This window comes from Rhizobium sp. 862_C5_N1_2, assembly GCF_051811205.1.
GTDB lineage: Bacteria > Pseudomonadota > Alphaproteobacteria > Rhizobiales > Rhizobiaceae > Rhizobium > Rhizobium leguminosarum.
The window spans coordinates 518,220-540,969 of the sequence record NZ_JBPWPT010000003.1 but is presented as its reverse complement, the minus strand read 5'-3'; the positions used below and the strand labels follow the sequence as shown (position 1 = coordinate 540,969).

Annotated in this window: 21 protein-coding genes and 1 pseudogene; 14 read left to right on the top strand and 8 right to left on the bottom strand. The window is 61.0% G+C overall.

Features of this window, described 5'->3' with window-relative positions; translation table 11 throughout:
* The first annotated feature begins 2 nt into the window (after positions 1–2).
* The 9 genes from ACD590_RS32480 (at position 3) to minE (ending at position 7,986) form a co-directional block, all read left to right on the top strand.
* Positions 3–1,136 carry an aminomethyltransferase family protein gene (locus ACD590_RS32480; RefSeq protein WP_439004207.1) on the top strand — a complete coding sequence of 378 codons (1,134 nt, stop codon included), beginning with the start codon at positions 3–5 and terminating at the stop codon, positions 1,134–1,136.
* Between the two features lie 11 nt (positions 1,137–1,147).
* The gene (locus tag ACD590_RS32475; RefSeq protein WP_439004206.1) at positions 1,148–1,753 is read left to right on the top strand and encodes a dimethylamine monooxygenase subunit DmmA family protein; all 606 of its coding nucleotides are present in this window, start codon (positions 1,148–1,150) and stop codon (positions 1,751–1,753) included.
* Positions 1,750–2,715: a PDR/VanB family oxidoreductase gene (locus ACD590_RS32470; RefSeq protein WP_439004205.1), complete on the top strand. Its 966-nt coding sequence runs from the start codon at positions 1,750–1,752 to the stop codon at positions 2,713–2,715. Before ACD590_RS32475 ends, ACD590_RS32470 begins: the two co-directional genes overlap by 4 nt.
* A gap of 31 nt (positions 2,716–2,746) precedes the next feature.
* A complete protein-coding gene (locus ACD590_RS32465; RefSeq protein WP_439004204.1) occupies positions 2,747–3,787 on the top strand; it encodes a heme-dependent oxidative N-demethylase family protein in 1,041 nt (346 codons plus the stop codon).
* Positions 3,788–3,837: 50 nt separating this feature from the next.
* On the top strand, positions 3,838–5,175 hold the full coding sequence (locus tag ACD590_RS32460) for an NAD(P)-binding domain-containing protein (protein WP_028732542.1): 1,338 nt from the start codon (positions 3,838–3,840) through the stop codon (positions 5,173–5,175).
* 120 nt (positions 5,176–5,295) lie between these two features.
* Complete coding sequence (locus ACD590_RS32455; protein ID WP_018246135.1) at positions 5,296–5,898, top strand: methyl-accepting chemotaxis protein; 603 nt, start codon at positions 5,296–5,298, stop codon at positions 5,896–5,898.
* 209 nt (positions 5,899–6,107) lie between these two features.
* Positions 6,108–6,827 carry a septum site-determining protein MinC gene (gene minC, locus ACD590_RS32450; RefSeq protein ID WP_439004203.1) on the top strand — a complete coding sequence of 240 codons (720 nt, stop codon included), beginning with the start codon at positions 6,108–6,110 and terminating at the stop codon, positions 6,825–6,827.
* 86 nt (positions 6,828–6,913) lie between these two features.
* Positions 6,914–7,729 (top strand): septum site-determining protein MinD, encoded by an 816-nt coding sequence (gene minD / locus ACD590_RS32445; protein ID WP_025397600.1) that lies wholly within the window; start codon positions 6,914–6,916, stop codon positions 7,727–7,729.
* A complete protein-coding gene (gene minE, locus ACD590_RS32440; RefSeq protein WP_003574994.1) occupies positions 7,726–7,986 on the top strand; it encodes a cell division topological specificity factor MinE in 261 nt (86 codons plus the stop codon). Before minD ends, minE begins: the two co-directional genes overlap by 4 nt.
* Positions 7,987–8,029: 43 nt before the next feature.
* Here the strand turns inward: minE and ACD590_RS32435 are convergent, their stop codons facing one another.
* The 4 genes from ACD590_RS32435 to ACD590_RS32420 all read right to left on the bottom strand — a co-directional run bounded on the left by ACD590_RS32435 (position 8,030) and on the right by ACD590_RS32420 (position 11,993).
* Positions 8,030–8,410 carry a DUF6481 family protein gene (locus ACD590_RS32435; RefSeq protein WP_018448669.1) on the bottom strand — a complete coding sequence of 127 codons (381 nt, stop codon included), beginning with the start codon at positions 8,408–8,410 and terminating at the stop codon, positions 8,030–8,032.
* Positions 8,411–8,658: 248 nt separating this feature from the next.
* A complete protein-coding gene (locus tag ACD590_RS32430; RefSeq protein WP_026188733.1) occupies positions 8,659–8,883 on the bottom strand; it encodes a hypothetical protein in 225 nt (74 codons plus the stop codon).
* Positions 8,884–9,111: 228 nt separating this feature from the next.
* Entirely contained in the window at positions 9,112–9,321 is a 210-nt protein-coding gene (locus tag ACD590_RS32425) for a cold-shock protein (RefSeq protein WP_003548109.1), read from the bottom strand.
* 302 nt (positions 9,322–9,623) lie between these two features.
* Positions 9,624–11,993, bottom strand: coding sequence for a DUF1989 domain-containing protein (locus tag ACD590_RS32420; protein WP_439004202.1), 2,370 nt, complete (start codon positions 11,991–11,993; stop codon positions 9,624–9,626).
* A gap of 249 nt (positions 11,994–12,242) precedes the next feature.
* Between ACD590_RS32420 and ACD590_RS32415 the strand changes: the two genes are divergently transcribed.
* A complete protein-coding gene (locus ACD590_RS32415) occupies positions 12,243–14,027 on the top strand; it encodes an APC family permease (protein ID WP_018246130.1) in 1,785 nt (594 codons plus the stop codon).
* Between the two features lie 73 nt (positions 14,028–14,100).
* On the opposite strand, the pseudogene ACD590_RS32410 reads toward ACD590_RS32415, so the two are convergent.
* Positions 14,101–14,241 (bottom strand): annotated as a pseudogene (locus ACD590_RS32410) (carboxymuconolactone decarboxylase family protein); the annotation flags it as partial.
* A gap of 90 nt (positions 14,242–14,331) precedes the next feature.
* Here ACD590_RS32410 and ACD590_RS32405 point away from each other — a divergent pair.
* Both ACD590_RS32405 and ACD590_RS32400 read left to right on the top strand, forming a co-directional pair.
* Entirely contained in the window at positions 14,332–15,159 is an 828-nt protein-coding gene (locus ACD590_RS32405; RefSeq protein WP_131605586.1) for a helix-turn-helix transcriptional regulator, read from the top strand.
* A gap of 116 nt (positions 15,160–15,275) precedes the next feature.
* The gene (locus ACD590_RS32400; RefSeq protein ID WP_018246127.1) at positions 15,276–15,923 is read left to right on the top strand and encodes a LysE family translocator; all 648 of its coding nucleotides are present in this window, start codon (positions 15,276–15,278) and stop codon (positions 15,921–15,923) included.
* A 97-nt stretch (positions 15,924–16,020) separates the two neighbouring features.
* Here the strand turns inward: ACD590_RS32400 and ACD590_RS32395 are convergent, their stop codons facing one another.
* The 3 genes from ACD590_RS32395 to ACD590_RS32385 all read right to left on the bottom strand — a co-directional run bounded on the left by ACD590_RS32395 (position 16,021) and on the right by ACD590_RS32385 (position 19,118).
* Positions 16,021–17,052: an aldo/keto reductase gene (locus ACD590_RS32395; protein WP_439004201.1), complete on the bottom strand. Its 1,032-nt coding sequence runs from the start codon at positions 17,050–17,052 to the stop codon at positions 16,021–16,023.
* 221 nt (positions 17,053–17,273) lie between these two features.
* On the bottom strand, positions 17,274–18,542 hold the full coding sequence (locus ACD590_RS32390) for a flavin monoamine oxidase family protein (protein WP_439004200.1): 1,269 nt from the start codon (positions 18,540–18,542) through the stop codon (positions 17,274–17,276).
* 63 nt (positions 18,543–18,605) lie between these two features.
* A complete protein-coding gene (locus tag ACD590_RS32385) occupies positions 18,606–19,118 on the bottom strand; it encodes a MarR family winged helix-turn-helix transcriptional regulator (protein WP_210068254.1) in 513 nt (170 codons plus the stop codon).
* On the opposite strand from ACD590_RS32385, the gene ACD590_RS32380 reads away from it, so the two are divergent.
* Positions 19,119–20,009, top strand: a complete 891-nt coding sequence (locus ACD590_RS32380; RefSeq protein ID WP_439004199.1) for a haloalkane dehalogenase — start codon at positions 19,119–19,121, stop codon at positions 20,007–20,009.
* A gap of 557 nt (positions 20,010–20,566) precedes the next feature.
* A complete protein-coding gene (locus ACD590_RS32375) occupies positions 20,567–22,708 on the top strand; it encodes a caspase family protein (protein ID WP_439004198.1) in 2,142 nt (713 codons plus the stop codon).
* Positions 22,709–22,750: the final 42 nt, after the last annotated feature.

Sequence of the window (22,750 nt, the reverse complement as noted above, 5' to 3'; positions counted from 1 at the left end):
CAATGGCTTTATCATGGCGTTTCTCCGTCTTGGCGGATCGGCATCGCGCTCTGGGATCTAAGCTCGAGGACTGGAGCGGCATGGGCACCGCCTGGACCTACGACAAGGACATGTCGGAAGAACATGTCGCCGTCCGCACCAAGGCCGGCATCATGGATGTCTCGGGCCTGAAGAAGGTGCACCTGGTCGGCCCGCACGCCATCGCCGTGCTCGACTCCATCACCACCCGCGACCTGACGAAGATCTACCCCGGACGGTCGGTCTACGCGACCATGCTGAACGACCGCGGCCACTTCACCGACGACTGCATCGTCTATCGCACCGGCCCGAATTCCTGGATGCTGGTGCATGGCTCCGGCTCTGGGCACGAGGAACTCGTCAAGCAGGCGGCGGGCCGCAATTGCGCCGTGCTCTTCGACGACGACCTGCACGACCTGTCGCTGCAGGGTCCGATCGCGGTCGACTATCTCGCCAAATATGTGCCCGGCATCCGCGACCTCAAATATTTCCACCACATGCAGACGACGCTGTTCGGTGCACCGGTGATGATCTCGCGCACCGGCTATACCGGCGAACGCGGCTACGAGGTCTTCGTGCGCGGCCAGGACGCCGTGATGGTCTGGGATCGGATCGTCGAGGAAGGCAAGGAGATGGGCATCATCCCCTGCTGCTTCTCCGTCCTCGACATGCTGCGGGTCGAAAGCTACCTGCTCTTCTATCCCTATGACAATTCGCAGATGTATCCCTTCGCCGATCAGCCGCCCGGCGACAGTCTCTGGGAACTCGGCCTCGACTTCACCGTCAGCCCCGGCAAGACGGGCTTCCGCGGCGCCGAGGAACATGCTCGCCTGAAGGGCAAGGAACGCTTCAAGATCTTCGGCATGCTGATCGATGCCGACGGACCGGCCGATCTCGGCGACGAAGTCTTTTCCGACGGCAAAAAGGTCGGCGTCATTACCTGCCCGAGCTATTCGTCGCTGACGCAGAAATCCATGGCGATTGCCCGTCTGGACGTTGACAAGGCGGTGCATGGGACGAAACTCGAAGTCCGCGGCAAGACCGTAAAGGCAGGCGCCACCGCCCACACGCTTCCTTTCGACGATCCGGAGAAGAAGAAGAGGACCGCCGTAGGTTAAGGAGCACGCGAATGCTCGTTGCAGGCATCAAGAGCCGACCAGTCTACTCGGGCCTGACCATCCAGCCGCGCGCCCGGCGGCACATTTTCGCGCTCGAAGGGGAGGGCGCCAAGGCTCTCCTCGATCAGCAGCCAGCGCTTGACGAAACGGCGCTTGCCCGCGGCGAAATCCTCTATGTCGCCCGCGGCTCGCAGGGCACCGGCCTGGACGAGGCGCTGCGCCGCCTCGGCGCCGACATGTTCTTCACGGCGCCGACCATCGCAACGCTGCTCTTCCGACTGAAGGGTTCACTGGCCACCGCCCATATGGGCACGCGGCTCTATCTATCGGGCACGGAAGGCTTCATCGGCCAGGCAATGCTGGTGGCGCTCGATTACGGCATGGACCATGCCTCCGTCATCACCGAGCATCGCGGCTCGCTGGCACGGCGTGTGCAATGCGTCCATTGCAAGGGCATCACCGACGACGTCACCACCAGCCCCTTTGCCTGCAGCCATTGCCGGCTGCCGCTTCTGGTACGCGACCATTATTCGCGCCGGCTCGCTGCCTTCCAGGGCGTCAATATCGACGCCGAAGAACCGGGCAGCGCGCCTGATCCGGAGGATTTGTTCCTTTGAGCGGTGGCACTGAAATTCCTGTCCGCGTGACGCGGATCACGCCGATCGCCGAGCGCGTCAAGCGCTTCCGTTTCGAGCGCCTTGACGGCAAGCCGATGCCCTATTTCTCCGGCGGCGCGCATATCATCGTCTCGATGAACGATGGCGGCCATATGCGCCGCAACGCCTATTCGCTGATGTCGCCGCCGCATGATTGCGCAGCCTATGAGATCAGCGTGCTGCATGTCGAGGATTCACGCGGCGGCTCCACCTTCATGCATGAGAAGCTCAGCGAAGGCGATGAGCTGAAGGTCAGCTATCCCGTCAACCTGTTCCAGCCGGACTGGCGCGGACGCAAGCACCTTCTGATCGCCGGCGGCATCGGCATTACCCCCTTCATCGCGATGATGGAGCAGTTTTCCCGCGAGGGCGCCAATTTCGAGCTGCATTATGCCATCCGCACGCGCGACCGCGGCGCCCATTGGCAGCAACTCGTCGAGCGCTACGGCAGACATCGCATCAAGATCTATTGCGACGCCGAAGGCGGCGCTATCCCGTTGACACGCCTGCTCGACAGCCAGCCGCTCGGCACGCATCTTTATGTCTGCGGCCCGTCCGGGATGATCGACGGCGTGCTGAAAACCGGCCTCAACGCCGGCTGGCCGGAACAGAACTTGCATTCGGAACGGTTCCTGTCGTCGCTGCCCGGCAAGCCCTTCGCGATCGAGCTCCTGCGGTCCGGCAAGACCGTGAAGGTCGGCCATCACGAAAGCATGCTGGAGGCGATCGAGGCGGCGGGCGTCGACGCGCCCTTCCTCTGTCGCGGCGGCGCCTGCGGTCAATGCGAGACCGGGGTCGTCACCTGCGACGGCAAGCTGCTGCACCATGACGTCTATTTGACGAGCGAAGAAAAAGCATCCGGCCGCAAGGTGATGATCTGCGTTTCCCGCTTCGAGGGAAACACGCTGCATCTTGATCTCTAGCGGCATCGGAAGCGGAACAAGGAGACCGGACATGGCAATCGTCTTCAAGCAGGAAACCTTCCGGAACGATTTCAGCTATCGGAACAGCCCCGAGAACATCCGGCGTTTCCCGTTTCCCTTCGACCGCGACGAATACATGTATTCGGTCAACATGGAGCCGCATGTGCACGGCCGGGCGGGAACCGTCTACGAAAGCCTGATCGACGTCGACGAGCATTATGTCGCCGAGATGCACGACCGGGCCCTCGTCCTGAAGGAAGATCCGCTGCGCTACCAGGCGCTGCCGCACATGATGAGTGCCCAATGGGACACGCTCGAATTGCTGATGGAAGAGCAGGCGGCAGGGTACCCCGAACACTTCACGCTGATCCGCACCGGCGACCAGTGGCGCTGGATCAACCGTCCGCTCGGCATCGACGACAGCTTCACCTTTGGCGATGCCTCGACGCTGCCCTACGAGCCCTTCGAATATATCACCCGCCAAGCCCAGGGCGATTTCTGCATCGTCGACCAGCGCGACAGCAATCTCTGGATGGACGCCGGCATGGTGACGACGCAGGCCGACTGGTCGCTCGATTTCGATATCGGCATGAACTTCATGGAATGGCACGGACCGGTGCCGCTCGCCCACCAGATCGGCGTCTTCGACCGGGCGCTGAAATTCCTGCTGAACCTGCAGCAGGGCAAGCCCACACGACGTTTCAACTGGACGATGACGATCAATCCGCGGCTCGACACCAGCCCGGAGAATTATCACAAATGGGGGCCCGACCGCACGACGGTGACGCCGGAGAATGTCGGCGAGAAGGTGCATCTGCGCGTCGAGCTGCAAAGCCTTTGGCGCCTGCCGCGCTCGAACGCCATCCTCTTCGTCATCCGCTGCTACCTGATGAACATGGAAGAGCTCGTCACCGTGCCGAAATGGGCGCGCCGTTTCCCGCGCGTGCTGAAGACGCTGCCGCCCGAGCTCATCGACTACAAGGGCCTCACGCGCTTCCGCGAGACGACGATCGACTGGCTTTCAAAATACGACGACGGGGCGCCGACCAGCCCCGGCATCTATCCGGACTGAGGCGCAGCGATGCACCAGATAAAACGACATAATCAAGAGGGGAATGCTTCATGACAAGAGTAGCCGTCATCGGTGCCGGTCCTTCCGGGCTGGCGCAGCTGCGCGCCTTTCAATCGGCCGCCCAGAAGGGCGCCGAAATCCCGGAGATCGTCTGCTTCGAAAAGCAGTCGGATTGGGGCGGGCTCTGGAACTATACCTGGCGCACCGGGCTCGACGAATATGGCGAGCCGGTTCATGGCAGCATGTATCGTTACCTCTGGTCGAACGGCCCGAAGGAATGCCTCGAATTCGCCGATTATTCCTTCGAGGAGCATTTCGGCAAGCCGATCGCCTCCTATCCGCCGCGCGCCGTGCTCTGGGATTACATCAAGGGCCGCGTCGAGAAGGCGAACGTCCGCCACTGGGTGCGTTTCAGCACGCCGGTGCGCATGGTCCGTTTCGACGATCAGACGAAGAAATTCACGGTGACGGCGCATAACCGCATCGAGGACCGGATGTATGACGAGGAATTCGACTATGTCGTCGTGGCATCAGGTCATTTCTCGACGCCGAACGTGCCCTATTTCGAGGGCGTGAAGACCTTCAACGGCCGCGTGCTGCATGCCCATGATTTCCGCGACGCGCTGGAGTTCAAGGGCAAGGATATCCTGATCGTCGGCCGCAGCTATTCGGCCGAAGACATCGGCTCGCAATGCTGGAAATACGGCGCAAAATCGGTGACGACCAGCTACCGCTCGAAACCGATGGGCTTCAAATGGCCGGAGAATTTCGAGGAACGGCCGCTGCTGACCAAGCTCGAAAACCGCACGGCGCATTTCCTCGACGGCTCGACCAAGGAGGTCGATGCGGTGATCCTCTGCACCGGATACCAGCACCACTTCCCCTTCCTGCCCGACGACCTCCGGCTGAAGACCGCCAACCGCCTCTGGGCCGACAGCCTCTACAAGGGGGTGATCTTCGACAAGAACCCGCAGCTTTTCTATATCGGCATGCAGGACCAGTTCTACACCTTCAACATGTTCGACGTGCAGGCCTGGTGGGCGCGCGACGTGATGATGGGTCGCATCACCCTGCCATCCGAAGAGGAGCTGAAAGCCAATTTCGACATGTGGCGCGCCCGCGAGGAAACGCTCGAGGATGCCGAGCAGATGATCTGGTACCAGGGCGATTACGTGAAGGAACTGCTTGCCGAAACCGACTATCCCAACTTCGACATCGAGGGCACCAACCAGACCTTCATGGAGTGGGAACATCACAAGGCCCACAACATCATGGGCTTCCGCGACCATGCCTACCGGTCGCTGATGACCGGCAACATGTCGCCGACGCACCACACGCCCTGGGTCGAGGCGCTCGACGATTCCATGGAGGAATATCTGCGCAACTGATGAGGCGGACGGCATTGCCGGAGGAGGGTGTTCGTGCTCTCTTCCGGCATTGTGACGTGCGCCTTTTTAAATGAGACGACATAAATCCATCTGCAACTCTTCTCTTCGGATGTGGCCTTCATGGATTTTCAAACGAGCATTCTCGGGCGCATGAGCGGTTTTCTCTATCGCTGCCGTGCCGATGAAAACTATACGATGCTGGAGATGACCAACGGCATCGAGCGCATCTTCGGTTATCCGGCCGAGGAAATCATCGGCAACCGCACGCGGACCTTCACCTCGATCATGTACGAGGAAGACGTGCCTCTGATGGACGAGATCGTCGGACGGGCGCTGGAGAGGCGCACCGACTGGACGATGGAATACCGCATCCGTCACGCCATGGGCCATCTCATCTGGGTCACCGAGACGGGCGGCGGCATCTGGGACGAGAAGGGCGAACTTCTCTATCTCGAAGGAAGCATCATCAATATCGAATCACTCTATCAGCGAATCGATGACCAGACCGCCGATATGCGCGTCACCGCCTCGAAGACCAATGAGATCCTGCAATCACTGCGTTACCTGAAGCTGCTCGCCGTCAATGCCGGCATCGAGGCTGCTCGCGCCGGCACGGCCGGATCGGGCTTTGCCGTGCTTGCCGCCGAGATGCGCACGCTTGCCAACTCCTCGGAAGAGGCCGCACGCGCCATTTCCAACGCACAACGCAAGGCGGAAGGCTGAGCGTTAGCCAAGCAGCGGCAGATTTGCGGCTCACCTTCGAAGCCGTATTATTAACCGTTCGGCGCTTCCAGCGATTGCAACGCTTTTCCAATGACTTGCGGTAATTCAGTGTGTGAAGAATCTGCTGTGATTGTCGGTAATGTTAAGGCCGCGTTAACTTTTTGTTAACCATAGCAGCGGTAGACATGGTCAACGATTTCTTCACATAGATGACCAAAGTGCTAACAGACGCTCGCTCTATCCGCATCAAGGGCCGCTCTTTCCTCGCGGTCATGCTGTCCCCGGATCTTCCGATCGATGATTGGTTGATCCGGCTGGACGATCTGGCCGCCCGTTCGGCCGGCTTCTTCCTCGGACGGCCTGTCGTGCTCGACCTGACGGACCTGCAAATCGACCGGCCGCAGCTGAAGGATCTGATTGCTGAACTTGCCAAGCGCAATGTCAGCATCATGGGCATCGAGGGCGCGCGGCCTTCCATCCTCGGATCCGGCATGCCGCCGGCGCTCAAGGGCGGTCGGTCGGTTTCCGATATAGAGGTTCAGGCAAAGGAGCCTGTCGATCCGCCCGGCAAACCGGCAGTGGCAGAGACCCGCCCGGCCATGCAATCGATCGTCATCCGGGAGCCTGTGCGCTCGGGGCAATCGGTGATCTTTCCGGAAGGCGACGTCACCGTCATCGGTTCGGTCGCCTCGGGTGCCGAGGTCATCGCCGGCGGGTCCGTCCATATCTATGGCACCTTGCGTGGCCGAGCCATGGCAGGGTCCATCGGAAACGCATCGGCGCGGATCTTTTGCCGCAAGCTCGAGGCCGAGCTGGTTGCAATCGACGGCATCTACAAAATGGCGGAAGACATGGCCCCTAATCTTCGCGGACAGGCTGTTCAGCTCTGGCTCGAGGACGACGCGATCATGGCAGAGAGACTGATCTGACGGCAGCGCCGCGCGTCTCTTCGAGAGCCGCAAGAGGACGCTTTAACACTTTGAATTACTGGGGCCACGGCAAAGGAGAGACAATGATGGGGAAAGTGATCGTCGTCACGTCAGGCAAGGGCGGGGTCGGCAAGACGACCTCGACCGCCGCATTAGGAGCGGCGCTGGCGCAACGCAATGAAAAAGTCGTCGTCGTCGATTTCGACGTGGGCTTACGCAATCTCGACCTCGTGATGGGCGCCGAACGCAGGGTCGTCTACGACCTGATCAATGTCATCCAGGGCGACGCCAAGCTTACCCAGGCACTGATCCGCGACAAGCGGCTGGAGACGCTGTTCCTCTTGCCGGCCTCGCAGACGCGCGACAAGGACAATCTGACGGCCGAGGGCGTCGAGCGCGTCATCAACGACCTGAAGCGCTATTTCGACTGGATCATCTGCGACAGCCCCGCCGGGATCGAGCGCGGTGCAACGCTTGCCATGCGCCACGCCGATGTTGCCGTGGTCGTCACCAATCCCGAGGTCTCGTCGGTGCGCGATTCGGATCGCATCATCGGCCTACTGGATGCCAAGACCGCCAAGGCCGAGCGCGGCGAGCGGATGGAAAAGCACCTGCTGCTCACCCGCTACGACGCCAATCGCGCCGAACGCGGCGACATGCTCAAGGTCGACGACGTCCTGGAGATCCTGTCCATCCCGCTCCTCGGCATCATACCCGAAAGCATGGACGTTCTGCGGGCATCCAACATCGGTGCACCGGTCACGCTGGCAGACAGTCGCAGCGCGGCTGCGATGGCCTATTTCGACGCCGCTCGCCGGCTCGCCGGCGAGGTGGTGCCGATCGCGATCCCAGAGGAAAAGAGGAACATTTTCGGCAAGATCTTCGGACGGAGGGCGGCATGAATATTTTCCGTCTTTTCAACAAGCAGAGAACCGCACCGGCCGCCCGCGAACGGCTGCAGGTCCTTCTCGCCCATGAACGTTCCTCGGCGGGGTCGGACCTGGTCTCCCTGCTGCGCGAGGAAATCCTTGCGGTGATCGCAAAGCACGTGCAGCTCGACCACGACAAGGTGCAGGTGACGATCGATCGCAACGAGTACGTCTCGACCCTTGAGATCGACGTCGAAATCCCGCTGAATGCAGCCGTGCAGGCCGCTTGATAGACAGCGCGCTGCCTGTTGCGACAACAGGCAGCGCTGACGGTCAGGACTTTCTGGCTTTGCGATTGGCGTAACGCAGGTCGCGTTCGGCCTTTCGGGCGGCTTCATCCGCAATCACGCGGGCGATCCGGTCTTTGTCAGCCGCTTCGCGCGCGTCGGCATCGGCGCGTGCTGCGGCTTCGGCGGCGGCCTGACGCTCGACTTCCGCGGCTTTAGCCCGCTCCAGTTCCTCAAGCTTCAGCCGTTCTCGCGCAGCACGCCGTTCTTCCCTGGCTGCGGCAATGGCTTGACGCTCCGCCTGCTTTGCCAGCCTTGTGGGTTCGGCCGTATCCTTGGCGGTGCGATACGCGTTGAGGAGAGCGGCCTTGGCTTCGGCAGCTGCGCTGCGGCGATCGGAAAGCTCGTTGTTTCTGGCGTTTTTCAAATCTGTTTCCTGACTGTTTGACTTCGACCCTAGAGCATGATGCCGAAAAGTGTGCGCGGTTTTCGGACGACATCATGCTCTAACTCTTTAATTAGAACAGGATTCAGAGTTTAGGCCGATCCCGGCCTAAAATCATCCTGTTCTAGGGCGCCGCGCGTCTTCAGACGCGCAAAGGACGCTGCAATATTTTGAACTGCCGCATGTTTTATCCTGAAATCGAATCCGATTTAAGGAATTATGCAGCAGGGTCAGATTTTCTTTTTCCGCTTCGCGGCAGGCGCAGTCGTCGCTGCCAAGCGATCCTGCAATTCCTTGGCCTCACGGGCCTCGCGTAACCGCAAGGTTTTTTCCTCGCGGGCTCGCACTGTCGAGTCGATCTCTTCGACCGCGCGGCTTCGCTCCAAGAACTGCGATTGCACGTTTCCGAAGGCAATCTCCGCCTGCTTGCGTGATTTGCTGTGTGTCTCTGTCATCTTCATCCCGGATTTTATTACAGCGCCGCGCGTTTTTCAGACGCGCAAAGGACGCTGTAACACTTTGAATTACTGCATAATTCCTGAAATCGATTCCGCGTTTAAGGAATTGCACAGCAGCCCGCTGGCCGACTCAGCAAAAAAGGCCAGGCAACGTGCCTGACCTCAATAGTATCATGCTTTCGACAGTGCCGGTACATCCGCGGTCAAAGGAAAGCAGATGTCAGTTCAGGCAGCTTGGAGATTGCAAGCGGACATTTTGCCCGACTTGTTATCGCGCTCAAGCTCGTAGCCGATCTTCTGGCCTTCGACGATTTCACGCATTCCAGCGCGTTCGACGGCAGAGATGTGGACGAAGGCGTCAGCACCGCCGTCATCAGGCTGAATGAAGCCGAAGCCCTTGGTGGAATTGAACCATTTAACTGTGCCAGTGGTCATAACAAACCCTTTCATAGCAATTGAACGACCGCACGTGCGGAAGCACGACGGATGATGGTCTCGATTTTGAAGAGGGAAGTTCGTCCAGGGCACGTTGCCAGCGTGCGATAACAAAAGTCAAACAAGCAATATCGACTACCGAGATATAGTCATTCAACCCAAATTTGTCAACTTTTAGTTTTTCAGGGCCGCGCACTCAATATAAGGTTGCATCTCCATCGCATTGCGTGCCGCCGCTAAAACGTGCGGCTTCGTCAACAGTGCGAGAAACCGATCGCCGGCCTCGACCTCAAAAGCAGGCATTACGAGCGCGGTCGCGTCTTCTGCGGGTCGTAATGCGAAAGCGGCACGATCGTCGCCGGCAGGCGCTTCTGGTGGCCGTCGAGCTTGCCGATCTCGACCTCGGTGCCAGGGCTTGCATGCATCACGTCGATGCGGGCGAGCGCGATCGTCTTGCCGAGGATCGGCGAGCGCGTGGCGCTGGTGATAACGCCGACCTGCGCCCGGCCGATATGGATGCAATCGCCATGGCCGACGGCCTCGTTGGCCTTGATGTCGAGGCCGACGAGCAGATGGCGCGGATGCTCCTTGCGCCGGATCAGCGCCTCGCGGCCGATGAAATCGTCCTGCTTGGATTTCAGCGGCACCGTGAAGCCGATCCCGGCCTCGAACGGATCCGTCTGGTCGGTGAATTCGTGATGGGCGAAGATCAGGCCCGCCTCGATGCGGACCATGTCGAGCGCCTCCAGCCCCATCGGCTTCAACCCGTGCGGCTGCCCTGCCTCCCAGACGGCGTCGAACACTGTCAGCGCATCCTTCGGATGACAGAAGATCTCGTAGCCGAGCTCGCCGGTGTAGCCCGTGCGCGAGACGACGATTGGAACACCCTCGAAGCCGCCGATGCGGCCGACGGTGAAGCGGAACCATTCGAGCTCGCCGATCGTCGGTTGGCGCGGCGCCGTCCAGATGATCTCCTTCAGGATATCGCGGCTTTTCGGACCCTGCAGGGCGATATTGTGCATCTGATCGGTCGAGGAGCGGACCCAGGCCTTGAAGCCCTTCTTCTCGGCCTGCTGACGCAGCCAGATGCCGCTGAAATCATCGCCGCCGATCCAGCGGAAGTTCTTGTCGCCGAGCCGGAATAGCGTGCCGTCATCGATCATGCCACCGTTTTCGTAGCACATGGCGGAATAGACGACCTGGCCGGTCGACAGCTTGCGCACGTCGCGCGTCAGGCAATATTGCAGCAGCTCCTCGGCATCCGGCCCCGTCACCTCGAATTTCCGCAAGGGCGAAAGGTCGATGACGGCGGCGCGCTCGCGGCAGGCCCAATATTCCTCGACCGGCCCTTCGCTGGAAAAGCGGTTCGGCAGCCAGTAGCCGCGATATTCGGTGTAGTCCCGCGTCAGCGTGGAGAGGCGGGGATGAAAGGCGGTTTCGCGCGTCAGTTCGGCGTCGGCATCTGGGGTCATGCGATAGGCTACCGCTCGTGAGAATTTCTCTTTTCTGGAAAAGGTGCGGACGTGGATATCCGTCGGATCCCAGCCGTTCGCCGCGTCGATATCGTCAGGGCAGGACGAGGAGACGCAGACGAGGTCGGTCAACGCCCGCATCAGCACGTAATCGCCGGGGCGCGACCAGGGCTCGTCAAGGTAGAGCTGGTTGTTGTGGTCGATGTTGGTGTTGTAGAAATAGTTCAGCGCTTCCCAGCCCTTGCGGCCGGCAATACCGTAAGGTGCCAGCACCGCGTTGAAATTATCCGTGCAGTTGACGTGGCCGGGATAACCCATGTCGTCGTAATAGCGCGAATTGCAGGCGGTCGCGAAAGCGTCGTGGCGGCCGACCGTATCCTGCACGATCTCGACCAGCGGCTCGAAGTCGCGGTCGAAGGCCTTGGAGGGCAGGCCCGGCATCGGATAGCTGCGGCCCAGCAGCGTGCGGGTGACGGTGGAATCGAGCGCGAGATCGAGACCCTTATCGACCTTGCGGGCGGCAAAAGCCTGGAAATCGGTGCACTGGCGTCCATAGACATCGATGATCTGGATGAATTCGCCGGCCCGCACGAAATAGGCCGCGGCGGTCGCCGCCCGGATGCGGATATCCTCGACGGGATCGGCGGCCGGTTCCGGCAGGGCAGAGGCATAATCGCGGATCAGCAGACTGCGCTTGATCCTGATCTCGATCGGCGTCGCCGTATCCTGCGCCCCCGGTGACATGGCGCCAGCGGGTGCTGCAACGATCAGCAGGCCCTTCAGCGAAATCGTGAATTCCGCCCGGCTGCCCGGCGTCGATCCGGCCCCGAAGATGCTGAGCGCGCCGGCCACTGCCAGATCGGCGCCGCGACGCTGAAGTGCTGCACGCGTGCGGGCAGCACTCTCATCCTCTGCCTGAAGTATGGCCTTCAAACCTTCGGCCGAATTGCTGAATGCCGCTCCGAGACCGGCGGCCAGGAAGCGCCCTTTTTCATCGAGGAAAGAGATCTCGCAGACCTGTCCGCCCTCGCTGTCGATAACGCTGACGTGGTCGCCCGGCTCGACGCGCATAACGACCGATCCGCCGCCCTTTGCCCTGTAGCGCTCGGTTCCCTCCGGCAGGGTGGGAATGCCGGGATAGTGCACGAGGCTCGGAGCCGCCGGTCGCAGGCCCGTCATAGCAGGATGAAGTTCTCGCATTGCGCCCTCTTGGGGATCCAGCATGCCCTCGGGCACCACCCATACAGGTTACAAAATGCCCCAGGAAAGTAAAGTCGAGTTGACTAAAAAGAAAATATCTTCACTATGCATAAAGAGTTGAGACTCGGGGAATCCGTCGGGAACGCGGATCGCCAAAATCATCCGGGCGGGCTTGAGACTGTCAGGGAGACACGTTCAGGGAGACGTACAAAGATACGTCCGGAACAAATAGAATGGGGAATTTCACCGATGACAGACATTGTGGAGGCCGGGATTGCATCCGGCACCGAAGGTAAGCTTGTACGCGCGCTCGACTGGAAGGGCGCATTCTGGGTGGCTGCGGGCGTGCCGCCGCTCGTTCTTTTCTCCATCGGCGGCATTGCGGGCACGACGGGCAAGCTCGCCTTCGTCGTCTGGATCATCTCGATGGTGATGGGTTTCCTGCAATCCTTCACCTATGCCGAAATCGCCGGCATGTTCGCCAACAAGTCCGGCGGCGCTTCGGTCTATGGCGCCACCGCCTGGCTGCGATATTCGAAATTCATCGCGCCGCTGTCGGTCTGGTGCAACTGGTTTGCCTGGTCGCCGGTGCTGTCGCTCGGCTGCGCCATCGCCGCCGGTTACATCCTCAACGCATTCTACCCGATTCCGGCGGCGGATTCGCAGATGGTCCTCGACTGGATCTCCGCGCATGCCGCTTCCGTCACGGCCGATAGCCCCCGCGTCGCCGAATATATCGCAGCCCATGCCGGCACCACCCCGGATGACGCCGTCAAGGCATTGCTCGGCACCGACGGCGTCGCTGCCCTGACGCCGGCGATCCGCAGCTGGTCGCTCTTCAGCTTCAGCATTCCCTTCCTTGCCACCGCCAATATCAACGCCACCTTCTTCATCGGCGGCATCCTGATGCTGATCATCTTCGCCATTCAGCATCGCGGCATTTCGGAAACGGCAAGCGTGCAGAAGTGGCTGGCAATCATCGTGTTGGTGCCGCTGCTCATCATCGGCCTCTATCCGATCGTCAGCGGCCAGATCCTTGCCACCAACGTCACCGGTCTCGTGCCGCCGACAGCCGCCTATGCCGCTGTCGACGGCACCTGGAGCAACGGCGGCTGGACGCTCTTCCTCGGCGGCCTCTATATCGCCGCCTGGTCAACCTACGGCTTCGAGACGGCGGTCTGCTACACCCGCGAACTCAAGAACCCGAAGACCGACACCTTCAAGGCGATCTTCTATTCCGGCCTTGCCTGCTGCCTGTTCTTCTTCCTGGTGCCGTTCGCCTTCCAGGGCGTTCTCGGCCATGCAGGCATGCTGGCCCCCGGCATCGTCGATGGCACGGGTGTTGCCGAAGCGCTCGGCGGCCTGATCGGCGCCGGCCGCGTCGTTACCCAGTTGCTCGTCGTACTGATGATCATGGCACTCTTCCTTGCCATCATGACGGCGATGGCCGGCTCCTCGCGCACGCTCTACCAGGGCTCGAAGGACGGCTGGCTGCCAAAATACCTCGACCACGTCAACGAACACGGCGCGCCGACGCGGGCGATGTGGACCGATTTCGCCTTCAATCTCTTCCTGCTGGCGATCGCCTCGGATGTCGGCGGCTATTTCTTCGTGCTCGCCGTCTCGAATGTCGGCTACATCATCTTCAACTTCCTGAACCTCAATTCCGGCTGGATCCACCGGATGGATTCCGGTCATATCGAACGCCCCTGGAAGGCGCCGACGTGGCTGATCGGCCTCAACACCGTGCTGGCCTTCGTCAACGCACTGTTTCTCGGCGCCGGTGCCAAGGTCTGGGGTTATTCCAATGCGCTCTGGGTCGGCTTCATCTTCGCCGCCCTGATCCTGCCGGTCTTTGCCTATCGCCACTATGTGCGCGACGGCGGTAAATTCCCAGCCGGCGCGATGGAGGATCTCGGCCTCGTCGGCCAGGATCTCGGCGTCAAGAAAGCCGGCATCCTGCCTTACCTCGCGCTCGCCGGCGGCCTGGCGATCGTCCTGATCGCCAACGTGATCTTCCAGCTTCCGGCCTAGAATCGCCTCCCAAGCACAAAGGCCGAAAAGCCGCCATGGAAACAGGGCGGCTTTTTCATGGACGGTCGTGGCGTCAGGCGGCCGAAGCCCTGGCGGCCTTGATGGCGGCCGCGTCGACATAGAGGCCGAAGCCGACAGCGATGCGATTCCAGCCATTGATGATGTTGATCATCACGGTGAGCTTAACCTGCTCCTCTTCTATGAACTGGGTGCGGAAATTTTTCGATCTACGACTCCAGCGGCGCAGGCAAGATTGTCATGGAAATTGCTTGAAGGGGGGAACGGTCTGTAGGAAGACTATCGAATGGTGCGGATGAAGCAGGATGCGGGACGCATTCGAATCTGGCGAAACGACGCGTTAGCCGGAGTTGAATTGCTGCGCGCGTCGGGAACGCAGCATCACTTTCCGAAGCACTTCCACGACGCTTACGCAATCCATCTCCACGAACGCGGCACAATGGCGTTCCAATATGGTCAGCCTCAGGTGGCCCTGAAACCAGGCAACATCAATGTCCTTGCGCCCGGCGTCGTTCACATGTGCCTGCCGGCCGACGAACAGGCGTTGAACTACCGCTGCCTGTTCGTTTCGCCTGCGTTTTTGCAGTACGCGGCGCTCGACCCGGGGGCGACGCGCCTAGCGCTGTTCGAGCGGTTGTTATGCCTTGGCGACCTCGAGCTTTTCCAAAGCCTTGGCAATGCGCATCGATATCTCGAAACTGACGATGACGCTTTTGAAGCCGAGACGCTGCTGACGAGCGGGCTCGCGGCGCTGGCCACTTACTCCGGGCAGCCGCACGCAAGGATCGAAGCAGGCAGCGAGCCGCGGCACGTCACGACCATTCGCGAATTTTTGGACGCCAACTACGACAGGCGTATTGCCCTTGCCGATCTTGCCCAGCTGGTCAGGCTCAATCCCGTGTATCTCGTCCGATCCTTCCGCTCGTCTGTCGGGCTGCCGCCGCATGCCTATCAGAGGCAATTGCGACTGAGCCGGGCGCGGCAGTTGCTTCGGTTGGGCACGCCGCCGGCCGAAGTAGCCGAGATGGTCGGCTTCGCCGATCAGAGCCATCTCTCCCGCCTGTTCAAACAGACGACGGGCGTGACGCCCGCCGATTATGCGAAAGGTTTATAGCGTTCAAGACAGCAGGGTTTGCTTATGTGAATACTGTCTACTCTTGCGGGTGACGACGGCTGGCTCCGGCGATGCGCCCGCAAGGCGATGGGGAAAACAGGAGCGGGGCGATTATCATGCCAACCCTCGGCAATATCTGGTTGTTTATCGGCGCTTCCTTGGCCCTGCTTCTGATTCCCGGGCCGGCGGTTCTCTACATCTTTGCCCGCTCGGTCGAGCAGGGCCGCCTCGCCGGCTTTGTTTCGATTCTCGGCATCCATGCCGCGACGCTGGTACATGTCATCGTCGCGGCGTTGGGCTTATCGGCAGTCCTGGCTTCATCGGCTCTGGCGTTCAGCGCGGTCAAGTATGCAGGCGCTGCCTATCTGATTTGGCTTGGGCTCAAGAAGATTTTCGGCCGAAGCGAGATTCCCGGCACCGAGACCGGCTTGAAGGCGTTCGGGCACGCGCGCCTTCTCCGCGACGGGTTCGTCGTCAATCTCTTCAATCCCAAGACCGCGCTCTTCTTTCTTGCCTTCCTGCCCCAGTTCGTCGAGGTGGACCGGGGTCATGCAGCGATGCAGATCGCGTTCCTGGGTCTGATCTACACCTGTCTCGGCATCATAACTGACGGCAGCTACGCATTCGCGGCCGGCACTGCGGGCGACTGGTTGAGGCGCAATCGCCGCTATCTCACAGCCGAACGCTATGTCAGCGGGGCCTTGCTGATCGGCCTCGGGTTGACGGCCGCTTTTGCAGGAAACCGAGGCAGCAGTCAGTCGTGACGCGAGCCGGCGCCGGTCGATCATCCTGAACCTGGGACATCCTGTCCGCTTCGGCGAGAAGCGGACAGGGTTCGTTCAATCAGAGCTGAAGGAAGGTTCAGCGGCCGCCTTCGATCTTGCGGTGGCGCTGGTTGATGCCGCCCTTGCCGTAGGGGTAGTCGAGTGGCTGAGGCGCGCTCACCTCATTGAGCCTCGCCATGTCGTCGTCGGAGAGCTTGAGTTTCATGGCGCCGAGATTGTCGGCGAGCTGTTCCGGCGTGCGGGCGCCGAGGATGACTGAGGTGATCGCCGGCTGCGCCGCCGTCCAGGCGAGCGCTACCTGCGCCATGCTGACGCCATGCGCCTTGGCGATTTCCTCGACGACGCCGATGATCGCCCAGGTTCGCTCCAGCGCATTGCGCGGCGCATAGGATTCACCGCCGCGATTGGGGTTTTCACCGAGGCGGGTGGCGCCCGTCGGCATCTCATCGCGCTTGTATTTGCCGGTCAGCCAGCCGCCGCCGAGCGGCGACCATGGCAACAGGCCCATGCCGGCATCCTGGCAGGCTGCGACGATCTCGAGCTCGATGTCGCGCACCAGCAGGTTATATTGCGGCTGCAGCGTCACCGGGCGGGTATAACCCCGCGCCTTGGCGATCTCCGAGGCCTTGGCGATGTGCCAGCCGACATAATTGGAAAAGCCGTAATAGCCGATCTTGCCGGAGGAAACCGCATCGTCGAGAAAACGGAGCGTCTCTTCGATCGGCGCCAGCGCGTCCCAGGCATGCATCTGGTAGAGGTCGATCTGCTCGAGGCCGAGACGGCGGAGCGAATCGTCGAGCGCCTGGCCGAGATGCCGGCGCGACAGGCCGATATCGTTGGGTCCGTTGCCCATCGGAAAGCGCCCCTTGGTGGCGACGATCGCCTGGCGGGCCTCGGTTGGGCGAGCCTTCAGCCAGCGTCCGATGATCTCTTCCGATTTGCCGGCGCTGTAGACATCGGCGGTATCGATGAAATTGCCGCCCCAGGCGAAATAATCGTCGAGCAGCTTGTGCGAGGCGGCCTCGTCGGCCTCCGCGCCGAAGGTCATGGTGCCGAGGCAATAGGCGGTGACGACGGTCCCGCTGGGACCGAGCTTGCGATAGTCCATTTCTTCCTCCTCATGCGGATACCCGCAGCCGACACGCAAACGGTCGGGGTAGAAGCCGGGGCTCCTGCAATCAATGACAATATTGTGCTTGAGGCGGCCGCTTGCCGCCGGATGACGTATAGCGCCCCAAGCTGGGAGCACAGGGGCCGGGGGGAGCATAACCAATCCCGCCCGCGCGACAAGTGAGAAAAAAATATTCCTGCCGTCGCGGCCGGCGAGGATCACGGATTTTGCGAAAACGAGCCGGCGATCAGATCGGCTGCGGCGACGCCGGCCTCGTAGGCGCCGTGCGCCGTCGAATAACGCGACTTCGAACAGGCCTCGCCGGCAAAGAAGATCCGCTCGTCATGCGGCGCTGCGAGACGGCCGCGCAGATCGGAGGCGCCGGGTTCGGCATAGGAATAGGAGCCGCCGATATGGGGCGCTGCGGCCCAGGCCGACATTGCGGCGACCGACAATTCCTTGCGGATATCCGCGCCAAAATGTGCCGCCAGTTCATCTCCGGCGAAGGAGAAGGCGGCCTCTTTGCCTTGCCGCTCCAGATCATGCGCGAGGTCACCGGCGAAATAGGCCTCGACGACGGGCGCGCCGAACGGCCGGAGCTGATAGGTGCCGGTTGCGCCGCGACCGGTGGAGCCGAGCATATGCGTATCCGCCGGCAGCGCCTCCTGATTTGCGAGCCTCAGGAAGAGCTTGTCGGCGAGCCCTAGGGGCAAACGGGCTGCGGCCTCGATCTTCTCCGGCAAAGGCGGGTCGAAGGCGATCTTGCCGGCGGCAAGCACATTCGTCGAAACGGTCACCAGCACCGCGCGGGCACTCAGCACACCCTGGTTCGTCTCGATGCCGATGCGGCCGGCGTGACGATGGTCGATGCGCGTCACCGCGGTGCCGAGCTTTGCCCGAACCGGCTTGCCGTAAAGCGAGACCAGCGTTCCATAGCCCTCGCGTACCCGCCAGTCAGGGCCGGAGCCGGGATCGTATCTGTTGTAATCGACGACCGACGACCGCTCCAGTTCGGCACCGGTGATATAGGTGCCGATCGCCCGGATCTGACCATTCCAGGGGTTGCCGGGCTCGAGCATTTCGGCCATGGCTGCGTCATTCCCCTCATGGCTCTCGAGGCGCTCGAAATAGGCGCCGATCGCCTCCCTTGCGGCATGGGCCTCCGCGCCATCCCGCTGAAGCCGCCGTCCGCCATCGTTCCAGGGTGCCGGCGTACGGTCGACCGTCAGTCCGACCTCGCCGGCGATCGCAGTCCAGGCATTGGTCCGCGCGCCATGCAGCCAGCCGCAGCCGAGATCGAGCGCGACATCGGCGTCAGGCAGTCCGACCGTCCAGGCGCGCCCGCCGAGACGATCGCCGGCTTCAAGCAGGAGGATGGAAAGATCCGGGCGGATTGCCTGCAGGCGACGGGCGGCGGCGATGCCGGCGGCACCGGCGCCGATGATGACGACATCCTCTTCGGCGCCCTTGCTGTTGTCACCCGGCATGAATTTTCCTTCGGTCGTGCGACGGTTAAGTGGAAAGGGTCGTCTCAAGCCAGCCCCGCTTCGCTATTGCAGTTGCTCCAGCAGCCGCCGGAGTGCTGTCCGCAGATCATCCATCTGCTGCGGGCTGGTCAAGGCGGCCCAACTTTCATCGACGCGCCGGCCCGCCGCCATTGCTATCGGCCTGACCCCCTGGCCTTTTTCCGTCAAAAACACCAGCCGGCCGCGCCGATCGTTCGGATCTGGCCGGCGCTCGACATAACCCAGGCGCTCGAGTTCTTCGACAGCCTGCGTCATCGTCTGCTTACGCACCCGGGCGAGCTTGGTCAGCTCGCTGACCTGGATGCCCTCGGGCCGCGCGAAAGTGAAAACGTTGGCATGCGGTGGGCGGATATCGCCGTAGCCGGCCTCATCGAGTGCCGCTTCGACGGCCTGCGTCCAATGCTGATGGACCAGACGCAACAACAGGCCAAGGGAAGAAGACGACATGAAACCCCGCGCAACAATATAGACAGGTAACTGTCTATATGATAAATGGACAGTCGCCTGCCTATATAGCACGAAAGCGCGGAGCTCCATATGCCGACCATCGATATTCTCACCTCGTTCATCTCCTATGAGGAACTGGGGGAGGGCGACCCGATCGTCTTCCTTCACGGCAATCCCACCTCATCGCATCTCTGGCGGAACATCATGCCCGTTATCGGGCCTGGCCGCTGCCTGGCGCCCGATCTCATCGGCATGGGACGATCCGGCAAACCCGATATCGGCTATCGCTATGGCGATCACATCGCCTATCTCGACGCCTGGTTCGATGCGCTTGACCTCGACGACGTCGTGCTCGTCGGCCACGACTGGGGCGGCGCGCTGGCATTCGACTGGGCTTCACGACACGCCGAACGGGTGCGCGGCATCGCCTTCATGGAAACCATCCTGCGGCCGATGAGCTGGCAGGATCTGCCAGGCGGCGGAAAAGCCCGTTATGAACTGTTGCGGGGTACGGGAACCGGCGAGGCCAAGGTCCTCGACGAAAATTTCTTCATCGAACAGGCCTTGCGCGCGACCACGCTGAAAGGGCTCAGCGATGCCGATTGGGACGTCTACCGCGCCCCCTATCCGGACCGCGACAGCCGGCGCCCGCTGCTGGAATGGCCGCGCGCCATGCCGATCAACGGCGAGCCGGCCGATGTCGTCGCCAGGATCGAGGCCTATGACCGCTGGCTTGCTGCCAGTCCCCAAATTCCCAAGCTGCTGCTGACCTTCGACGGGCCTGCCGAAGCGCTATTGATCGGCAGCCAGATGATTTCGTGGTGCCGCGACACCATCGCCGGCCTGGAAATCAGGGGCTGCGGGCCAGCGCGCCACATTGCCCCCGAGGACCAGCCCGAGGCGATTGCCGCCGAAATCAAAGGCTGGATCGATTGGAAGGGGCTCAGAACAGCGCAGCGGAAGGTCACCTCTCAGGCATAAAAATCTTCGCCTGCGTCACCGTGAATGCGACATGACAGACTGTTGCAATGTTGAGCCGGTTCATGGGTGGGATCAATCAGCCACTGTGAAGGTCCAATGCCACGTTTCGATCGACGACGCTTTCTTCTTGCCTGGCTGCGCGCGCCGCTGCGCATCGCCTCGATCACGCCATCAGGCCCCCGCCTTGCTCCCTGCAACGGGAAATTCGACAGAGAACAGCCGATTTCGATCAGAGGTAAGTCTGTTTTCGTCCCTCCGGATAGTTCACCAACCACCCATATGGAGCTCTGAACGTCTATGCGATCAACTGGTCGAATCGAGGCTCACTTTCCACGATCGGCACGCGAAGGAGATCTTTGTCAACTTCAGCAATTGCGGCAGATCGATTTATGTATTGCAGAAAGGCTATCGCTTCGTGTGTAAACAGGTAAATTAGCGGATATTTCAGCGAAAAATATACTTCCTATTTTCGATCGTACGGGTGGCAGGCGGACAAGCAACGTTTGAGGCTTTGCACCGATGGAGTCGGGCACGGCCTTTCCATGGGAGCGATGGTGATGGTGTTCACATTTGCGCAGGGGCGGGGCCCACGTTTCCTCATCTGCCTATTTCTGCTAATCGCGTTTCAAATCTTGGCGTCACCTGCTCACGCAGAGAAGCGCGCTGCAATCGTCATCGGTAACAGTGACTATCCCTTTGCGCCGCTGAGCAATCCTCACAACGACGCCAAGCTGATCGCGAATACCCTGACTGAATTGAATTTCGACGTCCTTCTGTTTTACGATCTGAAGAAAGAAGCGGTCAAAGACCTGAAAGAGACCATCCGGACCCATCTGATCGGGGCCGACATTGCCGTGTTCTACTATGCCGGCCACGCCTTGCAGGCAAGTGGCCGCAATCTGCTGCTGCCAGTGGATGTCGATACCAGCTCGGCGCAAAAAGTCGTCGCGGATGCGGTCGCCCTCAACGACCTCATCGATATTGTCAAGGACGATCCAGTCGGACTGAAGCTCTTCATTCTTGATGCGTGCCGCAACAATCCGGCTGCAAATTTCGAGGGTCTTCATCAGGGGCTGGCGGATACCGAGGCCGGCAGCGGACAGGTCCTGATGGCTTACGCGACCAGCGCCGGTGAAGTTGCTTATGATGGTACTGGGCTGAACAGCCCCTATTCGTCGGCGCTCGCCAATGCCCTGCAGCGACCGAATCTGGATGTCTACGACACGTTTCGAACTGTTCGCGGCGATGTCAGGCAAGCCACCGGCAATGCCCAAATACCGTGGATCACCGGCTCGATCGAAACACGGTTCGTGTTCCGGCCACAGGCAGCCGTTCTCAACGCAGACCCTGTCGTTCCGCCCACGGAAACGTCTAGTCCGGTTGATATCGACGAGGTACTTTGGACCTTCATTAAGGATAGTCCAGATCCTGCTGATTTCGAGCGCTTCGCCAAAATCTTTCCCAACAGCGCGCATGCGGCGGAGGCGGAAGAAAAGAGCCGTGTCCAGGTTGCCGCCCTTTCCAAACGCGGGCTCTATGTCCGCGAAAGCTTGGTGGCTTCCTCCATTGCCAGTCAGGCGCCGAGCGCAGTCGACGCCGAGGCCAAAGAATTCGTGTTCCAGCAATCCGGCGAGCGAGCGGTGAGCGAAACATTCCGGATGTGGCCAAGCGTCTTGCCCGAGGTGGCCGGCGGGATGCGCAGTCTTGTCACCGACTGCGATCTCTACGGTGCCGACCCGAACGATCCCCAGCGACAGGTACCAGGGGTCAGCAATGGCCTCGTCAATGTGCGCGACGCATTACGGGCCTGCGCCTTTGCGCTTGCTGCAGATCCGAACAACGCAAGACTGCAATATCAGCTTGGTCGTGTTCTCGAGATCGCCGGTCGGTACAATTGGGCGGAATATTTCTACAAGATCGCCGGCGGTCACCAGTATAGCGCCGCTCTCGTCAATCTCGGCTACATGGCTCGCATGGGAATCGGCCGCAAGGTCGACTACGATCAAGCCCTCTCCTACTACATGGCGGCCGCAAAAATGGGCAACCTGCGTGCACGCACAAATGTCGGCACCGCTTATATTCTTGGCCAGGGTGTCTCGAAGGAGCCAGAAGAAGGGGTTCTCTGGTATCGTCTTGCCGCATCCAGTGGTTGGGCCAACGCAATCACGGCGCTGGGTGACTGCTACAGGCTGGGCACGGGTGTAAAGCAGGATGCCACGCGGGCCGTTGCACTTTACACTGCGGCAGCCGACACGGGCCAGATCGACGCCATGGCAAATCTGGGTCAGGCCTACATCAGCGGAGAGGGCATCAAGAAAGATCCCGCACGCGGCCTGGAGACTCTGCTGAAGGCAACGGACATGGGCAACAAATACGCCCCCTACTATGCCGCAAGGCTGTACCTGAAAGGCGCCGATAAACTTCCTGCCGATCGAAACCGCGCGCTCTCCCTCTTCAAGCTGTCGGCCGACCGTGGTCTTGAACTCGCCAACCTTGATCTTGCCTTCGGCTACGACAAGGGCAGCTTCACGGGAAAGGCGGATGTGCCGCTTGCATATTATTATGGCGTACTGGCGGAAAAGCTTGGCGTTAACCGGGCAGATGAGGCGCGCGCGGCAATCGGCAAAAAGCTTGACGCTGCAACGCGGCAAAAAATGGAAGCGCAGGTCGATCTCTTTGTGGAGCAGAACGGCAAATGACAGCCGCGCAACTGACGTGAACAATGGAGCATCGAAAAGCGG

What these genes read in the sequence shown, in the direction of transcription:
- ACD590_RS32465 (WP_439004204.1), top strand. Translation starts at nt 2,747, where the DNA reads ATGGCAATCGTCTTCAAGCAGGAAACCTTCCGGAACGATTTCAGCTAT.
- ACD590_RS32405 (WP_131605586.1), top strand. Translation starts at nt 14,332, where the DNA reads ATGGTGCGGATGAAGCAGGATGCGGGACGCATTCGAATCTGGCGAAAC.
- ACD590_RS32395 (WP_439004201.1), bottom strand. Translation starts at nt 17,052, where the DNA reads ATGGACTATCGCAAGCTCGGTCCCAGCGGGACCGTCGTCACCGCCTAT.
- ACD590_RS32420 (WP_439004202.1), bottom strand. Translation starts at nt 11,993, where the DNA reads ATGCGAGAACTTCATCCTGCTATGACGGGCCTGCGACCGGCGGCTCCG.
- minD (WP_025397600.1), top strand. Translation starts at nt 6,914, where the DNA reads ATGGGGAAAGTGATCGTCGTCACGTCAGGCAAGGGCGGGGTCGGCAAG.
- ACD590_RS32380 (WP_439004199.1), top strand. Translation starts at nt 19,119, where the DNA reads ATGCCGACCATCGATATTCTCACCTCGTTCATCTCCTATGAGGAACTG.
- ACD590_RS32400 (WP_018246127.1), top strand. Translation starts at nt 15,276, where the DNA reads ATGCCAACCCTCGGCAATATCTGGTTGTTTATCGGCGCTTCCTTGGCC.
- ACD590_RS32425 (WP_003548109.1), bottom strand. Translation starts at nt 9,321, where the DNA reads ATGACCACTGGCACAGTTAAATGGTTCAATTCCACCAAGGGCTTCGGC.
- ACD590_RS32480 (WP_439004207.1), top strand. Translation starts at nt 3, where the DNA reads ATGGCTTTATCATGGCGTTTCTCCGTCTTGGCGGATCGGCATCGCGCT.
- ACD590_RS32375 (WP_439004198.1), top strand. Translation starts at nt 20,567, where the DNA reads ATGGTGTTCACATTTGCGCAGGGGCGGGGCCCACGTTTCCTCATCTGC.
- minC (WP_439004203.1), top strand. Translation starts at nt 6,108, where the DNA reads ATGACCAAAGTGCTAACAGACGCTCGCTCTATCCGCATCAAGGGCCGC.
- ACD590_RS32460 (WP_028732542.1), top strand. Translation starts at nt 3,838, where the DNA reads ATGACAAGAGTAGCCGTCATCGGTGCCGGTCCTTCCGGGCTGGCGCAG.
- ACD590_RS32415 (WP_018246130.1), top strand. Translation starts at nt 12,243, where the DNA reads ATGACAGACATTGTGGAGGCCGGGATTGCATCCGGCACCGAAGGTAAG.
- ACD590_RS32475 (WP_439004206.1), top strand. Translation starts at nt 1,148, where the DNA reads ATGCTCGTTGCAGGCATCAAGAGCCGACCAGTCTACTCGGGCCTGACC.
- ACD590_RS32385 (WP_210068254.1), bottom strand. Translation starts at nt 19,118, where the DNA reads ATGGAGCTCCGCGCTTTCGTGCTATATAGGCAGGCGACTGTCCATTTA.
- ACD590_RS32455 (WP_018246135.1), top strand. Translation starts at nt 5,296, where the DNA reads ATGGATTTTCAAACGAGCATTCTCGGGCGCATGAGCGGTTTTCTCTAT.
- ACD590_RS32390 (WP_439004200.1), bottom strand. Translation starts at nt 18,542, where the DNA reads ATGCCGGGTGACAACAGCAAGGGCGCCGAAGAGGATGTCGTCATCATC.
- minE (WP_003574994.1), top strand. Translation starts at nt 7,726, where the DNA reads ATGAATATTTTCCGTCTTTTCAACAAGCAGAGAACCGCACCGGCCGCC.
- ACD590_RS32430 (WP_026188733.1), bottom strand. Translation starts at nt 8,883, where the DNA reads ATGACAGAGACACACAGCAAATCACGCAAGCAGGCGGAGATTGCCTTC.